10 protein-coding genes, 2 tRNA genes and 4 rRNA genes are annotated in these 20,169 nt (G+C 57.6%); 12 read left to right on the plus strand and 4 right to left on the minus strand.

Annotated elements, in window-relative coordinates; all coding sequences use genetic code 11:
* Positions 1 to 93: 93 nt before the first annotated feature.
* From QMK47_RS01695 to QMK47_RS01710, 4 genes are all read right to left on the minus strand, one after another.
* Positions 94 to 1,530, minus strand: coding sequence for an NAD(P)(+) transhydrogenase (Re/Si-specific) subunit beta (locus tag QMK47_RS01695; RefSeq protein ID WP_320389718.1), 1,437 nt, complete (start codon positions 1,528 to 1,530; stop codon positions 94 to 96).
* On the minus strand, positions 1,530 to 1,853 hold the full coding sequence (locus tag QMK47_RS01700; protein WP_003187010.1) for an NAD(P) transhydrogenase subunit alpha: 324 nt from the start codon (positions 1,851 to 1,853) through the stop codon (positions 1,530 to 1,532). Before QMK47_RS01700 ends, QMK47_RS01695 begins: the two co-directional genes overlap by 1 nt.
* 15 nt (positions 1,854 to 1,868) lie before the next feature.
* A complete protein-coding gene (locus QMK47_RS01705) occupies positions 1,869 to 2,990 on the minus strand; it encodes a Re/Si-specific NAD(P)(+) transhydrogenase subunit alpha (protein WP_258690136.1) in 1,122 nt (373 codons plus the stop codon).
* Between the two features lie 434 nt (positions 2,991 to 3,424).
* Positions 3,425 to 4,321 carry a LysR family transcriptional regulator gene (locus QMK47_RS01710; RefSeq protein ID WP_214511220.1) on the minus strand — a complete coding sequence of 299 codons (897 nt, stop codon included), beginning with the start codon at positions 4,319 to 4,321 and terminating at the stop codon, positions 3,425 to 3,427.
* A 156-nt stretch (positions 4,322 to 4,477) separates the two neighbouring features.
* Here QMK47_RS01710 and QMK47_RS01715 point away from each other — a divergent pair, with 156 nt between their 5' ends.
* The 12 genes from QMK47_RS01715 (at position 4,478) to pgaB (ending at position 20,169) form a co-directional block, all read left to right on the plus strand.
* Complete coding sequence (locus QMK47_RS01715) at positions 4,478 to 5,659, plus strand: acyl-CoA dehydrogenase (protein ID WP_014335919.1); 1,182 nt, start codon at positions 4,478 to 4,480, stop codon at positions 5,657 to 5,659.
* 13 nt (positions 5,660 to 5,672) lie between these two features.
* Positions 5,673 to 6,893, plus strand: coding sequence for a CaiB/BaiF CoA-transferase family protein (locus QMK47_RS01720; RefSeq protein ID WP_320389719.1), 1,221 nt, complete (start codon positions 5,673 to 5,675; stop codon positions 6,891 to 6,893).
* A 629-nt stretch (positions 6,894 to 7,522) separates the two neighbouring features.
* Positions 7,523 to 9,059, plus strand: a 16S ribosomal RNA gene (locus tag QMK47_RS01725).
* 81 nt (positions 9,060 to 9,140) lie between these two features.
* Positions 9,141 to 9,217: transfer RNA gene (locus tag QMK47_RS01730), tRNA-Ile, on the plus strand.
* Between the two features lie 30 nt (positions 9,218 to 9,247).
* Positions 9,248 to 9,323 (plus strand) — tRNA-Ala (locus tag QMK47_RS01735).
* A 246-nt stretch (positions 9,324 to 9,569) separates the two neighbouring features.
* Positions 9,570 to 12,461, plus strand: a 23S ribosomal RNA gene (locus tag QMK47_RS01740).
* A 155-nt stretch (positions 12,462 to 12,616) separates the two neighbouring features.
* Positions 12,617 to 12,732, plus strand: a 5S ribosomal RNA gene (rrf, locus tag QMK47_RS01745).
* A 107-nt stretch (positions 12,733 to 12,839) separates the two neighbouring features.
* Positions 12,840 to 12,955: ribosomal RNA gene (rrf, locus tag QMK47_RS01750) — 5S ribosomal RNA — on the plus strand.
* The 16S, 23S and 5S rRNA genes sit together here with 2 tRNA genes alongside, the layout of an rRNA operon.
* Before the next feature lie 174 nt (positions 12,956 to 13,129).
* Positions 13,130 to 13,768, plus strand: coding sequence for a hypothetical protein (locus QMK47_RS01755; protein ID WP_013691999.1), 639 nt, complete (start codon positions 13,130 to 13,132; stop codon positions 13,766 to 13,768).
* A gap of 158 nt (positions 13,769 to 13,926) precedes the next feature.
* Complete coding sequence (locus QMK47_RS01760; RefSeq protein WP_258690137.1) at positions 13,927 to 15,432, plus strand: YdgA family protein; 1,506 nt, start codon at positions 13,927 to 13,929, stop codon at positions 15,430 to 15,432.
* A 246-nt stretch (positions 15,433 to 15,678) separates the two neighbouring features.
* Positions 15,679 to 18,159, plus strand: coding sequence for a poly-beta-1,6 N-acetyl-D-glucosamine export porin PgaA (gene pgaA, locus QMK47_RS01765; RefSeq protein WP_253470749.1), 2,481 nt, complete (start codon positions 15,679 to 15,681; stop codon positions 18,157 to 18,159).
* 12 nt (positions 18,160 to 18,171) lie between these two features.
* Positions 18,172 to 20,169, plus strand: coding sequence for a poly-beta-1,6-N-acetyl-D-glucosamine N-deacetylase PgaB (gene pgaB / locus QMK47_RS01770; protein ID WP_320389720.1), 1,998 nt, complete (start codon positions 18,172 to 18,174; stop codon positions 20,167 to 20,169).

The raw sequence follows: 20,169 nt of genomic DNA on the forward strand, positions 1-20,169 counted from the left end.
GGCAAAACATTATTACCGGATCGGTAACGTTAGGCCTTGATACAAATCAAAACGCCCCGACGAGTCGGGGCGTTGATGGCGAAGCCGTGAGCGTTATTCCACTGCTTTGACCATGTCCTCGATGACCTTCTTGGCGTCACCGAACACCATCATGGTCTTGTCGAGATAGAACAGCTCGTTGTCCAGGCCCGCATAGCCGCTGGCCATCGAGCGCTTGTTGACGATGATGGTCTTGGCCTTGAAGGCCTCGAGGATCGGCATGCCGGCAATCGGCGACTTCGGATCGTTCTTCGCCGCCGGGTTGACCACGTCGTTGGCGCCCAACACCAGCACCACATCGGCCTGGCCGAACTCGGAGTTGATGTCCTCCATCTCGAAGACCTGGTCGTAAGGCACTTCGGCCTCGGCCAGCAGCACGTTCATGTGCCCAGGCATGCGACCGGCCACCGGGTGGATCGCGTATTTGACGGTTACGCCGTGGTGGGTCAGCTTCTCGGTCAGTTCTTTCAGCGCGTGCTGCGCCCGTGCCACCGCCAGGCCGTAGCCCGGGACGATGATCACCGTGTCGGCGTTGGTCAGCAGGAAGGTCGCGTCGTCAGCCGAGCCAGATTTCACTGGGCGGGCTTCTTTGGAGCCAGCCGGGCCAGCAGCATCTGCTGTGTTGCCGAAACCGCCGAGCAACACGTTGAAGAACGAACGGTTCATCGCCTTGCACATGATGTACGACAGGATCGCACCGCTCGAACCTACCAGCGAACCGGCGATGATCAGCATCGAGTTGTTCAGCGAGAAGCCAATGCCCGCTGCGGCCCAGCCGGAATAGCTGTTGAGCATCGAGACCACCACCGGCATGTCCGCGCCGCCGATCGGGATGATGATCAGCACGCCCAGTACAAACGCCAGGGCCAGCATCAAGGCGAACGCGCCGAGGTTGCCAGTGAACATGAAGGTCAGGCCCAGGCCCAGCGTTGCCAGGCCCAGGATCAGGTTGAGCTTGTGCTGGCCACCAAACTGTACCGGTGCGCCCTGGAACAGACGGAACTTGTACTTGCCCGAGAGCTTGCCAAAGGCGATCACCGAACCGGAGAAGGTAATTGCACCAATGGCTGCGCCGAGGAACAGTTCCAGGCGGTTACCGGCCGGAATCGAATCACCCAGTTGCTTGACGATGCCCAGGGATTGCGGCTCGACGACTGCTGCGACAGCAATGAACACCGCCGCCAGGCCGATCATGCTGTGCATGAATGCCACCAGCTCCGGCATCTTGGTCATCTCGACGCGCTTGGCCATGACTGAGCCGGCGGTGCCGCCGATCAGCAGGCCGACGACGACGTAGCCGATGCCGGCAGTTGCCAGCTCGGCACCGAGCTTATAGATGAGGCCCACAGTGGTGAGCACCGCCAGCGCCATGCCGAGCATGCCGAACAGGTTGCCACGGCGTGAGGTGGTGGGGTGCGACAGGCCTTTGAGGGCCTGGATGAAGCAGATCGACGCGATCAGGTAGAGCGTCGTTACCAGGTTCATGCTCATTACTTGGGCGCCTCTTCTTTTACGGCTTTCGGGGCTTTTTTCTTGAACATCTCAAGCATGCGGCGCGTCACCAGGAAGCCACCGAATACGTTGACCGCGGCCAGGGCCACGGCGAGGGTTCCCATGGTCTTGCCCAGAGGCGTTACGGTCAGCGCGGCAGCGAGCATGGCGCCGACGATCACGATCGCCGAAATGGCGTTGGTTACCGCCATCAACGGCGTGTGCAGCGCGGGTGTTACGTTCCAGACCACGTGATAACCGACATAAATTGCCAGCACAAAGATGATCAGGTTGTAGATACCGGGGGAGATAAGCTCTTCCATTGTCTGAATCCCTGCTTAGGCGTTTTTGCGGATGACTTGGCCGTCGCGGCACATCAGGCACGCGGCAACGATGTCGTCTTCCAGGTTCACGTCGAACTGACCTTCCTTGGTGAAGACCAGCTTCAGGAAGTCCAGCAGGTTGCGGGCGTACAGCGCCGAGGCGTCTGCCGCGACTTCACCGGCCAGGTTGGTCGGACCGCAAATGGTCACGCCATTCTCGATCACGACCTGGTCGGCCACGGTCAGCGGGCAGTTACCGCCCTGGGCTGCCGCGAGGTCGATGACCACCGAGCCGGGTTTCATCTGCGCGACAGTTTCGGCACTCAGCAGCGTCGGTGCCTTGCGGCCCGGAATCAGTGCGGTGGTGATGACGATGTCCGCCTGCTTGGCGCGCTCGTGCACGGCCTGGGCCTGGCGCTGCATCCAGCTGGCCGGCATCGGCCGGGCGTAACCGCCGACGCCGACGGCGCATTCACGCTCTTCGTCGGTTTCGTAAGGCACGTCGACGAACTTGGCACCGAGGGATTCGATTTGTTCCTTGACCGCCGGACGCACATCCGAGGCTTCAATCACCGCACCCAGGCGCTTGGCCGTGGCTATCGCCTGCAACCCGGCCACGCCTGCCCCGAGAATCAGCACGCGCGCCGCTTTCACGGTGCCTGCGGCGGTCATCAGCATCGGCATGAAGCGCGGGTAGTGGTGGGCGGCCAGCAGCACGGCTTTATAGCCGGCAATGTTCGCTTGAGACGACAGCACATCCAGGCTTTGGGCACGGGAGGTACGTGGCGCGGCCTCAAGGGCGAAAGCGGTAATACCGCGTTCGGCCAGCTTGGCGATGGTTTCGTTGTTGAACGGATTGAGCATGCCCACCAGAACGGTGCCGCTCTTGATCAGCGCCAGTTCGCTGTCGCTGGGGGCAACCACCTTGAGGATCAGCTCGGCCCCGAGTGCATCACTGGCACTGCCAATGCTTGCGCCCGCTGCCTCATAGGCACTGTCGATAACGCTGGCCTTGATGCCGGCGCCGCTTTGAACAGTGACTTTATGGCCTTGGCCGATCAACTTCTTGATGGTTTCCGGGGTAGCAGCAACCCGTGTTTCACCCGTTTGGGTTTCGAGGGGAACACCAATGTGCACGTCAAATCTCCTGCGTGATCTTATTGAGTAAACCCAGGCACTTCGGATGGTGCGGCTGGGGCGGCCGATCAGCACGATCCCGCCAAACCAGGCGGGGCGCGGCATTTTGCAGGCGAAAATTCAGCCCTTCAAGGGATTATGACGGGTGACGGAAAATTAACTACAAGTCACCCTGTGACCGAATGTCGCAATTATCGATCGGCATCCCTTGTGGGCCGTGCTTTCCAAGGATTCAGGTTCAAATTGACAACTTTTCCCATCGGCCAGATGAATAGGCCCTGATGTGTTGCGCAATATGGCTCAAAGCCATGTATTTAAACGCTTTGGAGACTACTGCACGGGCTTCATAACAGATTGACTGAATGCGACATAAACTTATATCTGTAGCGACCTTTGTTAGTTGACTACCTAAGTAAGCTTTGGGTTTTTCCTTTTTAATCAAGTAGATAGCCAGTGGCCTGCTTCACGAGCCAGTCACGAAAAGCTCGGAGAGAGGCGGATTCGACCTTTCGTTCTGGAATCATCAGGTAGTAGGCCTTGATGCTCGATAGCGCGCTGCGGTTGGCTACGACCAGTCGTTTCTCTGCAAGCTCGCGCTGGATCAAGAAGGGCGGAATCAGCGCAATGCCCATGTCGTGCATGGCCGCCTGGGCAAGCATGGAGAATAGTTCATAACGCGGGCCTGTCAGGTCTCGTGCAATGTTCAGGTTCTGGGCGTTGAACCACTGGCGCCACGCATACGGGCGAGTGGTCTGCTGGAGCAAGGGCAATTCGGCGATGGCCTCAGGTGTCAGGCTCGTCCGGCCGCCCAGTAAGGTAGGGCTGCATACTGGCATCGGATTTTCTCCCATCAGCTTGTGGGATTCGGTACCGGACCAGTCCGCATCACCAAAATAGATGGCGGCATCAAACTCTGTGTCCGCGAAGAGAAAGGGCCGTGTGCGGTTGGTCAGGTTGACGGTGACTTCCGGATGCTGCTGCTGGAAATCCTTGAGGCGTGGTAGCAGCCATTGAGTGCCGAAGGTTGGAACCACGGCCAGTTCGATCACGTTCGCACCGGTATGCCCCATCACTGAAAGAGCGTCGCGCTCGACGGCGTCCAGTTGGGTGGCAACTCGACGGCTGTAGGAAAGGCCGGCTTCGGTCAGTTTGACGCCTCGACGTGAGCGGCGGAAAAGCTCCACGCTGAGGAAGTCTTCCAGGCTGGCGATCTGTCGGCAGATAGCGCCTTGCGTAAGAGAAAGCTCGTGCGCCGCCTTGGTGAAGCTCTCATGGCGTGCAGCTGCTTCGAAACTGATCAGGGCGGTGGTGCTGGGGATTTTACGGCGCATGTACGCAAGCCTCACTCAATATCGACATAAACGGGGTTTATGGCGTTTACGGAGTGAGAAACTAGCACAAGATAGTGCGCAATCCTCGTTTGCCCTTGTAGGAAACCGCGCCTAGGATCAATCCACGATTTTCATTTAATTGGCGAGGACTCTTTCATGGCCGGTAAAGCGAGCTTCAACTGGATCGATCCATTGTTGCTGGATCAGCAGCTCACCGAAGAAGAACGCATGATCCGCGACACTGCTGAGCAGTTCGCCCAGCAGAAGCTCGCGCCGCGGGTGCTGGAAGCGTTCCGCCATGAAAAGACCGACCCGGCGATTTTCCGCGAGATGGGTGAAGTCGGCCTGCTGGGGGCAACCATTCCTGAACAGTACGGCGGCAGCGGGCTGAATTACGTCAGCTATGGCCTGATCGCTCGTGAAGTCGAGCGCGTCGACTCCGGTTATCGCTCGATGATGAGTGTGCAGTCCTCGCTGGTCATGGTGCCGATCAATGAATTCGGTACCGAGGCGCAAAAACAGAAGTATCTGCCGAAGCTGGCGTCTGGTGAATGGATCGGTTGCTTTGGTCTGACCGAGCCGAACCATGGTTCCGACCCGGGCGCGATGATTACTCGTGCGCGCAAAGTGGAAGGTGGCTACAGCCTGACGGGTAGCAAAATGTGGATTACCAACAGTCCGATCGCCGACGTCTTTGTCGTCTGGGGTAAGGACGACGCTGGCGACATCCGCGGCTTCGTCCTTGAGAAGGGCTGGAAGGGGCTGAGTGCGCCAGCTATTCATGGCAAGGTCGGCCTGCGCGCCTCCATTACTGGCGAAATCGTGATGGACAACGTATTCGTTCCGGAAGAGAACATCTTCCCGGATGTCCGTGGCCTGAAGGGCCCGTTTACCTGCCTGAACTCGGCGCGTTATGGCATCTCCTGGGGGGCCTTGGGAGCCGCTGAGTTCTGCTGGCATACCGCTCGCCAGTACACGCTGGACCGCCAGCAGTTTGGGCGTCCGCTGGCTGCCAATCAGTTGATTCAGAAGAAGCTGGCCGACATGCAGACCGAAATCACGCTGGCCCTGCAGGGATGCTTGCGCCTGGGGCGTATGAAAGATGAGGGTACCGCGGCGGTCGAGATCACTTCGATCATGAAGCGCAACTCGTGCGGCAAATCCCTGGATATCGCTCGCATGGCGAGGGACATGCTGGGCGGCAACGGTATTTCCGATGAGTTCGGCATCGCTCGTCATCTCGTGAACCTGGAAGTCGTAAACACCTACGAAGGTACGCACGACGTTCATGCTCTGATCCTGGGGCGTGCGCAAACCGGTATCCAGGCGTTCTATTAATAGGGGAACGCTCATGGGCGCGCTTTCGCATCTGCGGGTATTGGATTTATCGAGGGTCCTGGCCGGGCCGTGGGCCGGACAGATCCTGGCGGACCTGGGGGCTGATGTCATCAAGGTCGAGCGTCCCGGCAATGGTGACGACACGCGCGCCTGGGGGCCGCCTTTCCTGAAGGATGCCCGAGGCGAGAACACGACCGAGGCTGCTTATTATCTGTCGGCCAATCGCAACAAGCAGTCGGTGACCATCGATTTCACGCGTCCAGAGGGGCAGCGGCTGGTGCGAGAGCTGGCGGCCAAGTCCGACATCCTGATCGAGAACTTCAAGGTTGGCGGGCTCGCGGCTTATGGTCTGGACTATGAGTCGCTAAAGGCGATCAATCCGCAATTGATCTATTGCTCGATCACTGGGTTTGGCCAGACGGGCCCTTATGCCAAGCGTGCCGGGTATGACTTCATGATTCAGGGGCTGGGGGGGCTGATGAGCCTGACTGGCCGCCCTGAGGGCGATGACGGGGCGGGACCGGTGAAGGTGGGGGTCGCGCTGACGGATATCCTCACGGGGCTGTATTCGATTGCTGCTATTTTGGCGGCGCTGGCTCATCGGGATCATGCCGGCGGCGGCCAGCACATCGATATGGCCTTGCTGGATGTTCAAGTGGCTTGCCTGGCCAATCAGGCGATGAATTACCTGACCACAGGTAATGCGCCTAAGCGGTTGGGCAATGCTCATCCGAACATCGTGCCCTATCAGGATTTTCCTACCGCCGATGGCGATTTCATCCTTACGGTGGGTAATGACGGCCAGTTCCGAAAGTTCGCTGAGGTTGCCGGTCAACCGCAGTGGGCTGACGACCCGCGTTTTGCCACAAACAAACTGCGGGTGGCGAATCGGGCGGTGTTGATTCCGTTGATTCGCCAGGCGACGGTGTTCAAGACCACTGCCGAGTGGGTGACTCAATTGGAGCAGGCGGGCGTGCCGTGTGGGCCAATCAACGACCTTGCCCAGGTGTTTGCCGATCCTCAGGTGCAGGCGCGTGGATTGGCGATGGAATTACCTCACGTACTGGCAGGTAGCGTGCCGCAGGTGGCCAGTCCGATTCGACTCTCCGAGACGCCGGTGGAATATCGCAATGCGCCCCCTTTATTGGGGGAGCATACGTTGGAGGTGTTGCAGCGAGTGTTGGGGCTGGACGAAGCCGCGGTGATGGCGTTCAGGGAGGCGGGGGTTCTTTGAGTCTTCTCTTCTATATAGAGGGCGGTTCTTAAGGGCGAAAGCAGCGGGTTTACCAGTGTTGCGCAACTTATTGATAGAAAAGCTAAAAAAGGTGTTGACGGCAGATTCTGGAAGTCTATAATTCGCCCCACTTCCGGCGCAGTCGAAACGGAAAACTCCTTGAGATTCAATGAGTTAAGTAAGTTTCGAAGGTGTTGGGCTTCAGTTCATCGAGGCCCGGAAGGAGCAGGTAGAGCGGTGTTGTTTGGCTCTATCGGCGGTTCGATCTTCTCGGTCGAAAGCGGTGAAAAAGAGGTGTTGACAGCAGCGAGTAACGCTGTAGAATTCGCCTCCCGCTAACGAGAGATCGGAAGCGCAAGTGGTTGAAGTTGCAAAGGAAACTTTGAAAACTTCTGAAAATAACCGCTTGACAGATACACGGGGCGCTGTAGAATGCGCGCCTCGGTTGAGACGAAAGACTCAGCCAACCGCTCTTTAACAACTGAATCAAGCAATTCGTGTGGGTGCTTGTGGAGTCAGACTGCTAGTCAACAGATTATCAGCATCACAAGTTACTCCGCGAGAAATCAAAGATGTAACCAACGATTGCTGAGCCAAGTTTAGGGTTTTCTCAAAACCCAAAGATGTTTGAACTGAAGAGTTTGATCATGGCTCAGATTGAACGCTGGCGGCAGGCCTAACACATGCAAGTCGAGCGGTAGAGAGGTGCTTGCACCTCTTGAGAGCGGCGGACGGGTGAGTAATGCCTAGGAATCTGCCTGGTAGTGGGGGATAACGCTCGGAAACGGACGCTAATACCGCATACGTCCTACGGGAGAAAGCAGGGGACCTTCGGGCCTTGCGCTATCAGATGAGCCTAGGTCGGATTAGCTAGTTGGTGGGGTAATGGCTCACCAAGGCGACGATCCGTAACTGGTCTGAGAGGATGATCAGTCACACTGGAACTGAGACACGGTCCAGACTCCTACGGGAGGCAGCAGTGGGGAATATTGGACAATGGGCGAAAGCCTGATCCAGCCATGCCGCGTGTGTGAAGAAGGTCTTCGGATTGTAAAGCACTTTAAGTTGGGAGGAAGGGCATTAACCTAATACGTTAGTGTTTTGACGTTACCGACAGAATAAGCACCGGCTAACTCTGTGCCAGCAGCCGCGGTAATACAGAGGGTGCAAGCGTTAATCGGAATTACTGGGCGTAAAGCGCGCGTAGGTGGTTCGTTAAGTTGGATGTGAAATCCCCGGGCTCAACCTGGGAACTGCATTCAAAACTGTCGAGCTAGAGTATGGTAGAGGGTGGTGGAATTTCCTGTGTAGCGGTGAAATGCGTAGATATAGGAAGGAACACCAGTGGCGAAGGCGACCACCTGGACTGATACTGACACTGAGGTGCGAAAGCGTGGGGAGCAAACAGGATTAGATACCCTGGTAGTCCACGCCGTAAACGATGTCAACTAGCCGTTGGGAGCCTTGAGCTCTTAGTGGCGCAGCTAACGCATTAAGTTGACCGCCTGGGGAGTACGGCCGCAAGGTTAAAACTCAAATGAATTGACGGGGGCCCGCACAAGCGGTGGAGCATGTGGTTTAATTCGAAGCAACGCGAAGAACCTTACCAGGCCTTGACATCCAATGAACTTTCCAGAGATGGATTGGTGCCTTCGGGAACATTGAGACAGGTGCTGCATGGCTGTCGTCAGCTCGTGTCGTGAGATGTTGGGTTAAGTCCCGTAACGAGCGCAACCCTTGTCCTTAGTTACCAGCACGTAATGGTGGGCACTCTAAGGAGACTGCCGGTGACAAACCGGAGGAAGGTGGGGATGACGTCAAGTCATCATGGCCCTTACGGCCTGGGCTACACACGTGCTACAATGGTCGGTACAGAGGGTTGCCAAGCCGCGAGGTGGAGCTAATCCCACAAAACCGATCGTAGTCCGGATCGCAGTCTGCAACTCGACTGCGTGAAGTCGGAATCGCTAGTAATCGCGAATCAGAATGTCGCGGTGAATACGTTCCCGGGCCTTGTACACACCGCCCGTCACACCATGGGAGTGGGTTGCACCAGAAGTAGCTAGTCTAACCTTCGGGGGGACGGTTACCACGGTGTGATTCATGACTGGGGTGAAGTCGTAACAAGGTAGCCGTAGGGGAACCTGCGGCTGGATCACCTCCTTAATCGACGACCGCAGCTGCTTCATGAGCTCCCACACGAATTGCTTGATTCATTGAAGAAGACGAAAGAAGCAGCCCGAAATTGGGTCTGTAGCTCAGTTGGTTAGAGCGCACCCCTGATAAGGGTGAGGTCGGCAGTTCGAATCTGCCCAGACCCACCAATTTTGTGTGGGAAACGCCTGTAGAAATACGGGGCCATAGCTCAGCTGGGAGAGCGCCTGCCTTGCACGCAGGAGGTCAGCGGTTCGATCCCGCTTGGCTCCACCACTACTGCTTCGATTGTATAAAGCTTAGAAATGAGCATTCCATCAGTACGATGGTGAATGTTGATTTCTAGTCTTTGACTAGTTCGTTCTTTAAAAATTTGGGTATGTGATAGAAAGATAGACTGAACGTTACTTTCACTGGTAACGGATCAGGCTAAGGTAAAATTTGTGAGTTGCTCTCATGAGCAAGATCGAATTTTCGGCGAATGTCGTCTTCACAGTATAACCAGATTGCTTGGGGTTATATGGTCAAGTGAAGAAGCGCATACGGTGGATGCCTTGGCAGTCAGAGGCGATGAAAGACGTGGTAGCCTGCGAAAAGCTTCGGGGAGTCGGCAAACAGACTTTGATCCGGAGATGTCTGAATGGGGGAACCCAGCCATCATAAGATGGTTATCTTGTACTGAATACATAGGTGCAAGAGGCGAACCAGGGGAACTGAAACATCTAAGTACCCTGAGGAAAAGAAATCAACCGAGATTCCCTTAGTAGTGGCGAGCGAACGGGGACTAGCCCTTAAGCTTCTTTGATTTTAGCGGAACGCTCTGGAAAGTGCGGCCATAGTGGGTGATAGCCCTGTACGCGAAAGGATCTTAGAAGTGAAATCGAGTAGGACGGAGCACGAGAAACTTTGTCTGAATATGGGGGGACCATCCTCCAAGGCTAAATACTACTGACTGACCGATAGTGAACTAGTACCGTGAGGGAAAGGCGAAAAGAACCCCGGAGAGGGGAGTGAAATAGATCCTGAAACCGTATGCGTACAAGCAGTGGGAGCCCACTTTGTTGGGTGACTGCGTACCTTTTGTATAATGGGTCAGCGACTTATTTTCAGTGGCGAGCTTAACCGAATAGGGGAGGCGTAGCGAAAGCGAGTCTTAATAGGGCGTCTAGTCGCTGGGAATAGACCCGAAACCGGGCGATCTATCCATGGGCAGGTTGAAGGTTGGGTAACACTAACTGGAGGACCGAACCGACTACCGTTGAAAAGTTAGCGGATGACCTGTGGATCGGAGTGAAAGGCTAATCAAGCTCGGAGATAGCTGGTTCTCCTCGAAAGCTATTTAGGTAGCGCCTCATGTATCACTGTAGGGGGTAGAGCACTGTTTCGGCTAGGGGGTCATCCCGACTTACCAAACCGATGCAAACTCCGAATACCTACAAGTGCCGAGCATGGGAGACACACGGCGGGTGCTAACGTCCGTCGTGAAAAGGGAAACAACCCAGACCGTCAGCTAAGGTCCCAAAGTTATGGTTAAGTGGGAAACGATGTGGGAAGGCTTAGACAGCTAGGAGGTTGGCTTAGAAGCAGCCACCCTTTAAAGAAAGCGTAATAGCTCACTAGTCGAGTCGGCCTGCGCGGAAGATGTAACGGGGCTCAAACCATACACCGAAGCTACGGGTATCACGTAAGTGATGCGGTAGAGGAGCGTTCTGTAAGCCTGTGAAGGTGAGTTGAGAAGCTTGCTGGAGGTATCAGAAGTGCGAATGCTGACATGAGTAACGACAATGGGTGTGAAAAACACCCACGCCGAAAGACCAAGGTTTCCTGCGCAACGTTAATCGACGCAGGGTTAGTCGGTCCCTAAGGCGAGGCTGAAAAGCGTAGTCGATGGAAAACAGGTTAATATTCCTGTACTTCTGGTTATTGCGATGGAGGGACGGAGAAGGCTAGGCCAGCTTGGCGTTGGTTGTCCAAGTTTAAGGTGGTAGGCTGGAATCTTAGGTAAATCCGGGATTCTAAGGCCGAGAGCTGATGACGAGTTACCCTTTGGGTGACGAAGTGGTTGATGCCATGCTTCCAAGAAAAGCTTCTAAGCTTCAGGTAACCAGGAACCGTACCCCAAACCGACACAGGTGGTTGGGTAGAGAATACCAAGGCGCTTGAGAGAACTCGGGTGAAGGAACTAGGCAAAATGGCACCGTAACTTCGGGAGAAGGTGCGCCGGTGAGGGTGAAGCACTTGCTGCGTAAGCCCACGCCGGTCGAAGATACCAGGCCGCTGCGACTGTTTATTAAAAACACAGCACTCTGCAAACACGAAAGTGGACGTATAGGGTGTGACGCCTGCCCGGTGCCGGAAGGTTAATTGATGGGGTTAGCTAACGCGAAGCTCTTGATCGAAGCCCCGGTAAACGGCGGCCGTAACTATAACGGTCCTAAGGTAGCGAAATTCCTTGTCGGGTAAGTTCCGACCTGCACGAATGGCGTAACGATGGCGGCGCTGTCTCCACCCGAGACTCAGTGAAATTGAAATCGCTGTGAAGATGCAGTGTATCCGCGGCTAGACGGAAAGACCCCGTGAACCTTTACTATAGCTTTGCACTGGACTTTGAATTTGCTTGTGTAGGATAGGTGGGAGGCTTTGAAGCGTGGACGCCAGTTCGCGTGGAGCCATCCTTGAAATACCACCCTGGCAACTTTGAGGTTCTAACTCAGGTCCGTTATCCGGATCGAGGACAGTGTATGGTGGGTAGTTTGACTGGGGCGGTCTCCTCCTAAAGAGTAACGGAGGAGTACGAAGGTGCGCTCAGACCGGTCGGAAATCGGTCGTAGAGTATAAAGGCAAAAGCGCGCTTGACTGCGAGACAGACACGTCGAGCAGGTACGAAAGTAGGTCTTAGTGATCCGGTGGTTCTGTATGGAAGGGCCATCGCTCAACGGATAAAAGGTACTCCGGGGATAACAGGCTGATACCGCCCAAGAGTTCATATCGACGGCGGTGTTTGGCACCTCGATGTCGGCTCATCACATCCTGGGGCTGAAGCCGGTCCCAAGGGTATGGCTGTTCGCCATTTAAAGTGGTACGCGAGCTGGGTTTAGAACGTCGTGAGACAGTTCGGTCCCTATCTGCCGTGGACGTTTGAGATTTGAGAGGGGCTGCTCCTAGTACGAGAGGACCGGAGTGGACGAACCTCTGGTGTTCCGGTTGTCACGCCAGTGGCATTGCCGGGTAGCTATGTTCGGAAAAGATAACCGCTGAAAGCATCTAAGCGGGAAACTTGCCTCAAGATGAGATCTCACTGGGACCTTGAGTCCCCTGAAGGGCCGTCGAAGACTACGACGTTGATAGGCAGGGTGTGTAAGCGCTGTGAGGCGTTGAGCTAACCTGTACTAATTGCCCGTGAGGCTTGACCATATAACACCCAAGCAATTTGTGAACTCGAAAGAGGCCAGATTGCGGTGTGTGAAGACGAAACGAACCGAAAGTTCGAATCTCACAAAACACCGAAACTATCACATACCCAATTTGCTGAAGCGAGGCCAAATGGCCGCGACTCAGTACCCGAATTTCTTGACGACCATAGAGCATTGGAACCACCTGATCCCATCCCGAACTCAGCAGTGAAACGATGCATCGCCGATGGTAGTGTGGGGTTTCCCCATGTGAGAGTAGGTCATCGTCAAGATTAAATTCCGAAACCCCTATCTGCTGATGCAGGTAGGGGTTTTGTTTTTAGTAGAAGTCATCGATTTTACCGACACGTTGCTGTTGAACGGGTTGGTCACAGAATTTCTTGACGACCATAGAGCATTGGAACCACCTGATCCCATCCCGAACTCAGCAGTGAAACGATGCATCGCCGATGGTAGTGTGGGGTTTCCCCATGTGAGAGTAGGTCATCGTCAAGATTGAATTCCCAGAACCCCTGTCTGCATCAGCAGCCAGGGGTTTTGTCGTTTTGGGCCGGTAATCGGATCAAGCCCCTGATGCCCCGGCAAACCCCCAATGCCGTTGCTATGCTGTGATAGTCGGGCTTTGGCGACCAAGGGCCCGCGACGTCACTGGTCATGGGGATTCCAATAATGAAAAACCCTTATGCTCCCGGCTTCTGGTGCGCCATTGCGGCTTTGATACTGCTTTCGGCCACTTATTTCTATGGCGTCATGCTCACTCACCAGATCGACAAAGCACTGTTGTTCCTCGATAGCGCGGCGGCGTTGATCGGCGTGATATCCATCGCAATCGTGGCCTGGGCATCGCTTCAGGGGCAGCGCATCAAGAAAAAACACCTCGAACAAGGCAAGACATTGGTGCTGATTTGGGACACCAAGGTTGCGCTGCGACGTGTCGAAACGGTGTTTGACCGTTATTTCTGGGGCAGTTATTGGCAGCCTGGCCGCACGTTCCAGGAAGTTATGGGAGAACTCACCGGCACCCCGCTGGAAAAGAGCCTGGAAGCCCTGAAAACTCAATGCGCTGCCTTGGACAAGCAAGTCACCCAGGACGGCTGGCATTGGCTCAACAACGCCCGAGAGTTGTGTGACGTGGCTAATGCCATGGCCCGTGAGCGCTATCAACTGGACTTCTGCGATTCACGCGCAGACTCATCATCGGGCGCGGCAGTAATCAATCGCGATTTCGAAGTGCTGGTGTACACCTGGACGGCCCGCCTCAAGACTTTCGACCACCAGCTCGACGAGATCGAAGTCCAATATTCGTAGACCACCTCGCAAGAAAACGTTTTTACCCCTTTAAACATTGGGCCCGAAGGGGTGCCTGATGGTAATCTCCCCTCCTCTTTTACGGCGTCGAGCCACACCCTTTGCGGGTCAGGGAAGACGACGGCTTTGTTCAACCATGGATATCGATCGGGTCACTCATGAATAAATCAGCAAGCATACTCCTGGGAATCGTTGTGGCTGTCGGTGCTGTCAGCGCGGGCGGCGCCTGGTACACCGGGACCAAGCTCGAAGGCGTGTTGACGAACGCTATTGCCGATAGCAACAAGCAGATGCAGACAGCCTTGGCCGGGTCTAACAGCACTGCCACCCTGGAGCTGGTCTCCATGGACCGTGGTACGTTCAGCAGCACCGCCCACTACCGTCTCAAGGGCGAGGGCGAGATCTTCGGTAGCGAGCCGGTTGAGCTGCTCTTCGTCGACCAGATCGAACATGGCCCACTGCCATTTTCGCGCTTGATAACACTCAAATGGCTGCCGGTCATGGCCACCAGTCACACCGCGCTTGAGCGCAATCCGCTGACTGACAAGTGGTTCGCTGCCACCAAGGACCAATCGCCGCTCAAAGGTGTGGTCAACCTGGGTTACGACCAATCCATCAATGGCACCTACGAGCTGCTGCCCGTGGATACCAAGCTGGATGAGCAATCCCAGCTCACTTTCTCCGGCCTGAAATTTGACGTGGCCGCCAGCGCCCAAGGCCAGAAGATCAAGGCCGACGGCTACATGGACAGCTTCAAGCTGACCACCGTTGCCGAAGACCAGACTCCCGTGCAGGTTGAGCTGAGCGGCCTGACATTGGCGAGCAACCTGAGCAAAAGCTCCTACGGTTACTACATGGGTGACAACACCCTGCTGCTGAGCAACACCAAGGCCACCTTTGGTGAGCCGAAGTCGGTGCTGGGCCTGAAGAACTTCGAGATGAAGAACAGCAGCACCGAGAGCGGCACCAGCGCTTCGGGGCGTGCCGATTACAAGATCGGTGAGTTGTCGTTCAACGACAAGACCATTGGTTCGGCGCAGATGGCAGTCAGCCTGAAGAACCTGGACATCCCGGCCACCATGTCGCTGATGCAGATTTACCAAACCAAGCTGCAACCCTACGAAAAAGCGGCAGCCGAGGCCACTGCAGCCGGTGAGCCGGCCCCAGAGCTGAGCCTGACCGAAGCTGAAGAAGCGCAGGTCAAGGCTGATCTGGAGAAACTCCTGGCCGGCGCCCCGCAAGTGGCGTTGGAAAACCTGTCGTTCAGCACCGCCAATGGTGAAAGCCGCGCCAACCTGATCGTTGATCTGGCCAAGCCGCAGTCCATGGATCTGCCACCGGATGAGTTGGGCCGTCAGTTGCTCGCCCTGCTGGATTTCAACATCAAGGTTTCCAAGCCGATGCTGGTTGACCTGATGACCGTGCAGGCACAGATGGAAGGCCAGACGGATGCCAAGTTGATCGCCGATCAGGCCACTGCCACCAGCGATATGTTCAGCGCCATGGCGGTCGGTTCGGAACTGGCAATGCTTGAAGGCAGCGATGTTGTCACCAAGCTGCACTACGCCAACAATCAGGTCGATTTCAACGGCCAGAAGATGACCGTTGAGCAATTCACGGCATTCGTGATGAGCAAGCTGGGTGGTGGCGTCGCCGTCCAGTAACGCGTTCGGTCAACACCCCAAACCCGGCCCGTGCATGATGCATGGGCCGGGTTTTTTTACGCCTATCGATCAGCTCTGCGCTGAAATCTGTAGCGATTCTGAAGAATTGTGGCGTTCCAGAAGATGACCCGCCCGAGAGTGCAAAACTAAACCCATTAGAGCTTGGCTGGATTCCTTTGATCCGGCTTCCTGTTTGATGGGCAAGGGGGCACTGCGACCCGGCTGGCCATGTAAGGATGCTGACGAATGCCGCGTACTGTGGGTCCTTTTATTCAACGTGGTTTGCGCCCGTTGTTTCGCGTCGCGCTGTGCAGCCAATTGTGCTGGCCGATACTGGCGTTTGCCGATACCGCCTATGACCAAATGGTGCTCGACGCCCGTGCAGGCCATTACACGCCTGCGCTGACCGCGTTGCGCCAGGTGCCGGCTGGCCAGGCCAGCGCTGCGCAAATCAGCGACCACCTGCAGATCGCCAGTTGGGCCGGCCTCGACGTCGAGGTGGTGACGGTCTATGAGACCCAGGGCCGCCATCGAGCGCTGCCTGTCCAGGCGCTCACCGCTACGGCTCGCGCCTATCGAAACCTCAAGCGTTGGGATTCGGCGCAAGAGCTGTACCGCCAGGCCTTGGTGATGGACCCCCAGAACCCCGACCTGCAACTCGGCCTGGCCTTGACCCAGGCCGACGGCGGTCAGCCCGACGAAGCCGTCACCCGCGCAAAGGCCATGGTCGCCGCCAAACCGACAGATCCGATGCGTCGACTGGCGCTGGGTTATGCCCAGACCCGCGCCAACAACCCTCACGAAGCGCTGTTCGAATACGACCAGGCCTTCACCCGCGCGGGCAACAGCCCAGAGATTGCACGCGAATACATCTACGCCCTGCAACGCGCGCGGCTGCCCGAACCGGCGCTGCGCCTGGCGCGTCTGCAGCCGGGGCTGATCGACCGAGGTGTGCAGCGTCGCCTGGAGGGTGACGTGGCAGCCGAACGGGTGCGCCTGGCGGACATGACCAGTCGCAGTGAACAGGAGCGCTTCGTCATTGCCGACCGCGCCCTGGCCGACTACGACAAGCTGCTCGCCACCTGGACTCCGGTGGCCGAGGCCCATGACGACGTACTCCGTTGGCGCATCGATCGCATGGGCGCTCTAAATGCCCGTGTCCGTCGGGCTGAAGTGATTGCCGAGTACCAGAAGCTGATCGCCGAGGGCGTGAGCATTCCCACGTATGCCCTGCGTTGGGTGGCCTCTTCCTATCTGGAGCAGCGTGAACCGGAAGTCGCCGTCGAGCTGTACCGCCAGGTACTGGCGGCGCCGGATGCCGATCCTGCGGAGCGCTTTGAAGACAGCACCGCGCTCTACTACGCGCTGCTGGAAAGTGAAAAATCCGAAGAGGCCCGCGCACTGGCCGAAGACATGGCGAAAGCCCAGCCTCCACGCGTCGAGCTCAAGGGCCTGCCGATCGGCAACCCCAACGATGAATGGATGGATGCCCAACAACTCGCCGCCCAGGCCGGCACTTACGGCGCCGACCTGCCTTCTGCCGAAGCGCGTCTCGACACCCTGGTCAACCAAGGCCCCGGCAACACCGGCATGCAGCTGGCCCAGGCCGATCTGTACCAGGCCCGTGACTGGCCGCGCCGTTCGGAAAACCTCCTCAAGGAAGTCGAGGCCACGATCCCGCGCAACCGTGACCTGGAAATCGCCCAGGCCCGCGCAGCCATGGATTTGCAGGAATGGCGGCAGATGGATGCACTGACCGACGACGTGGTCGCCCGCTATCCGGAAAACGCCCATGTCAAACGCCTGCAACGCCAGCGCGACGTACACGACATGGCTGAACTGCGCATCGAGGCCTACACCGGCAAGAGCTATGGCGGTGGCAACGGTGACGCCGGTGCCGTCACTGGCAGTCGGGACTTTGGTATCGAGACGCTGCTCTACAGCCCGCCCATCGATGAAGACTGGCGGCTGTTCGGCGGTGCCGGCTACGCCACCGGCGATTTCGAGGAAGGCACCGGCCACCACCGCTGGCAGCGCCTGGGCGTGGAGCGTCGTATCCGGGACATGACACTGGAGGCCGAGGTCTCCAATCATTCCTATGGCTCCGGCGACAAGCAAGGCGCGCGCCTGGCCGTGGCGCGGGACATCGACGACCACTGGCAGTACGGCGGCAGCCTGGATTATCTCTCGGCCAATACCCCGTTGCGGGCGCTCAACAGTGGCATTCGCGCTAACGGCGGTAGCGGTTTCGTACGCTGGCGGGCCAATGAAAGCCGCGAGTGGCGACTGGCTGTCAGCCCGTCCCATTTCAGCGATGGCAACAACCGCCTCGAAACCCAACTGACCGGTCGCGAAGGCATCTACAGCACACCGCGTGTGCAAGTGGAGCTGGGGCTGGAAGTGGCTGCCAGCCGCAACAGCGGTTCCAACGAAGTGCCTTATTTCAATCCGAAATCGGACTTCAGCGTCATGCCGACCGTGAGCGTCAATCACGTGTTGCACCGCCGCTACGAGACCACGTGGAGCCAGCAGTTCCAGGTCGGTGCCGGTACCTACAGCCAGCGCGACTACAACACCGCGGCCGTGGGATTGCTCGGCTACGGCCAGCGTTTCATCTGGAACGACGTGCTGGAGGCCGGCGCCGCGCTGAGCTGGCTCAACCGCCCCTACGACGGCGATCGCGAAAGCGATCTGCGCCTGCTTGTCGACCTCACTTATCGCTTCTAGAAGAGTTTGAAGATGCCTGTTATTTCGCGACTCATCCTTCTGCTGGGGGTCTTGCTGATCAGTGCGTGTGCCCAGCAAGCCCCGGCGTTCACGCCGCCCTCGCAGCGCCCGCTGGCGGCCAATGATGCCCCATGGCCAAAGAACCATGTGCTCGGCATCGCCTACCACGATGTCGACGACCGTGACCCGGACCAGGCGCTGGTGGCCGTGCGTACCGAACGCCTGATCGAACAACTGGCGTGGCTGCGGGAAAACAACTACCAGCCGGTCACAGTGGATCAGATCATCACGGCCCGCAATGGCGGCCCGGAACTGCCAGCGCGTGCGGTGCTGCTGAGTTTCGACGACGGCTACGCAAGCTTCTACACCCGCGTCATGCCCATCCTGCGCGCCTATAACTGGCCGGCGATCCTCGCCCCGGTCGGCAGTTGGGTGGATACGCCGCTGAACCAGACGGTGGATTTCGCCGGGGTGCCGCGCAAGCGTTCCGAGTTCCTGACCTGGGAGCAGATTCGCGAGGTTTCCAAATCGGGCCTGGTGGAAATCGCCGCCCACACCGATGCCAATCACAAAGGCATCCTCGCCAACCCGCAAGGCAACCAGCAACCCGCCGCGACCACCCGGCGCTACGACTCCGTCACCGGTGGTTACGAGGCCGAGGCCGATTTTCAGGCTCGCTTGCGCAAGGACGTGGCGGCCATTTCCGAGAAAATTCGCAAGGTCACCGGCTACAGCCCGCGCGTCTGGGTCTGGCCTTACGGTGAAGCCGACGGCACGGCGTTGCAGGTGATTGGCAGCGAGGGTTATCGACTGGCCCTGACTTTGGAAGACGGTCTCGACAGCCTGGATAACCTGATGAGCGGCCCACGCTTCCTGGTGGCGTCCGATCCGGATGGTGCCCATTTCGCCGAAAGTATCGTGTCGGTGCAGACGATTGACCCGATGCGCGTGGTGCATGTCGACCTGGATTACGTCTACGATCCGGACCCGGTGCAGCAGGAAGCCAATGTTGGCCAGTTGGTCCAGCGCATTTCCGACCTGGGCGCCAATACGGTGTTCCTGCAAGCCTTCGCTGACCCGAAAGGCGACGGCCTCGTGCATTCGTTGTACTTCCCCAATCGTCACTTGCCGGTGCGCGCCGACCTGTTCGACCGGGTTGCATGGCAGTTGCGCACCCGGGCCAATGCCAAGGTCTATGCCTGGATGCCGGTGCTCAGTTTCGCCCTGGACGCGAAGCTTTCGCGGGTACAGCGCTGGGATCCGAAAACCGGCAAGACCGGCGTCGCCCCTGACCAATACGTGCGCCTGTCGCCGTTCGACCCGAACGTGCGCAAGGTCATCGGCGAGATTTACCAAGACCTGGCGCGGATGAGCTCGTTGGACGGCGTTTTGTACCATGACGATGCAGTGTTCTCCGACTTCGAGGATGCCAGCCCCGCAGCCCTGAAAGTCTATGCCGCCAACGGCCTGCCGACGTCCATTGCCGCCCTGCGGGCCGATCCTGCAGCGATGCAACGCTGGACCCGCTTCAAGAGCCGCTACCTGATCGATTTCACCCATGAACTGACCGCCAAGGTCCGGGCGATTCGTGGCCCGCAGGTGCGCACCGCGCGCAATATCTTTGCCGAACCGATGCTCACTCCTGACAGCGAAGCCTGGTTCGCGCAGAACCTCGACGATTTCCTCGGCGCCTATGACTGGACGGCGCCGATGGCCATGCCGCTGATGGAAAACCAGACCCTCCAGCAATCCGGCCCCTGGCTCGATCGTCTGGTGGACACCGTCAAGGCCCGCCCCGGCGCGCTCAAGCGCACGGTGTTCGAATTGCAGGCCCGGGACTGGAACAGCAAGCCGGTCAGCGACGTCAGCGGTAAACAATTGGCCGACTGGATGGGGCGCCTCAAGCGCAAAGGCGTGACCAGTTTCGGTTACTACCCGGACAACTTCATCGAAGACCAGCCCGCTTTGAAAACCGTGCGGCCTGCGCTCTCCAACAAGTGGAATCCTTGA

Source organism: Pseudomonas sp. P9_35 (assembly GCF_034008205.1).
Lineage (GTDB): Bacteria > Pseudomonadota > Gammaproteobacteria > Pseudomonadales > Pseudomonadaceae > Aquipseudomonas > Aquipseudomonas kilonensis.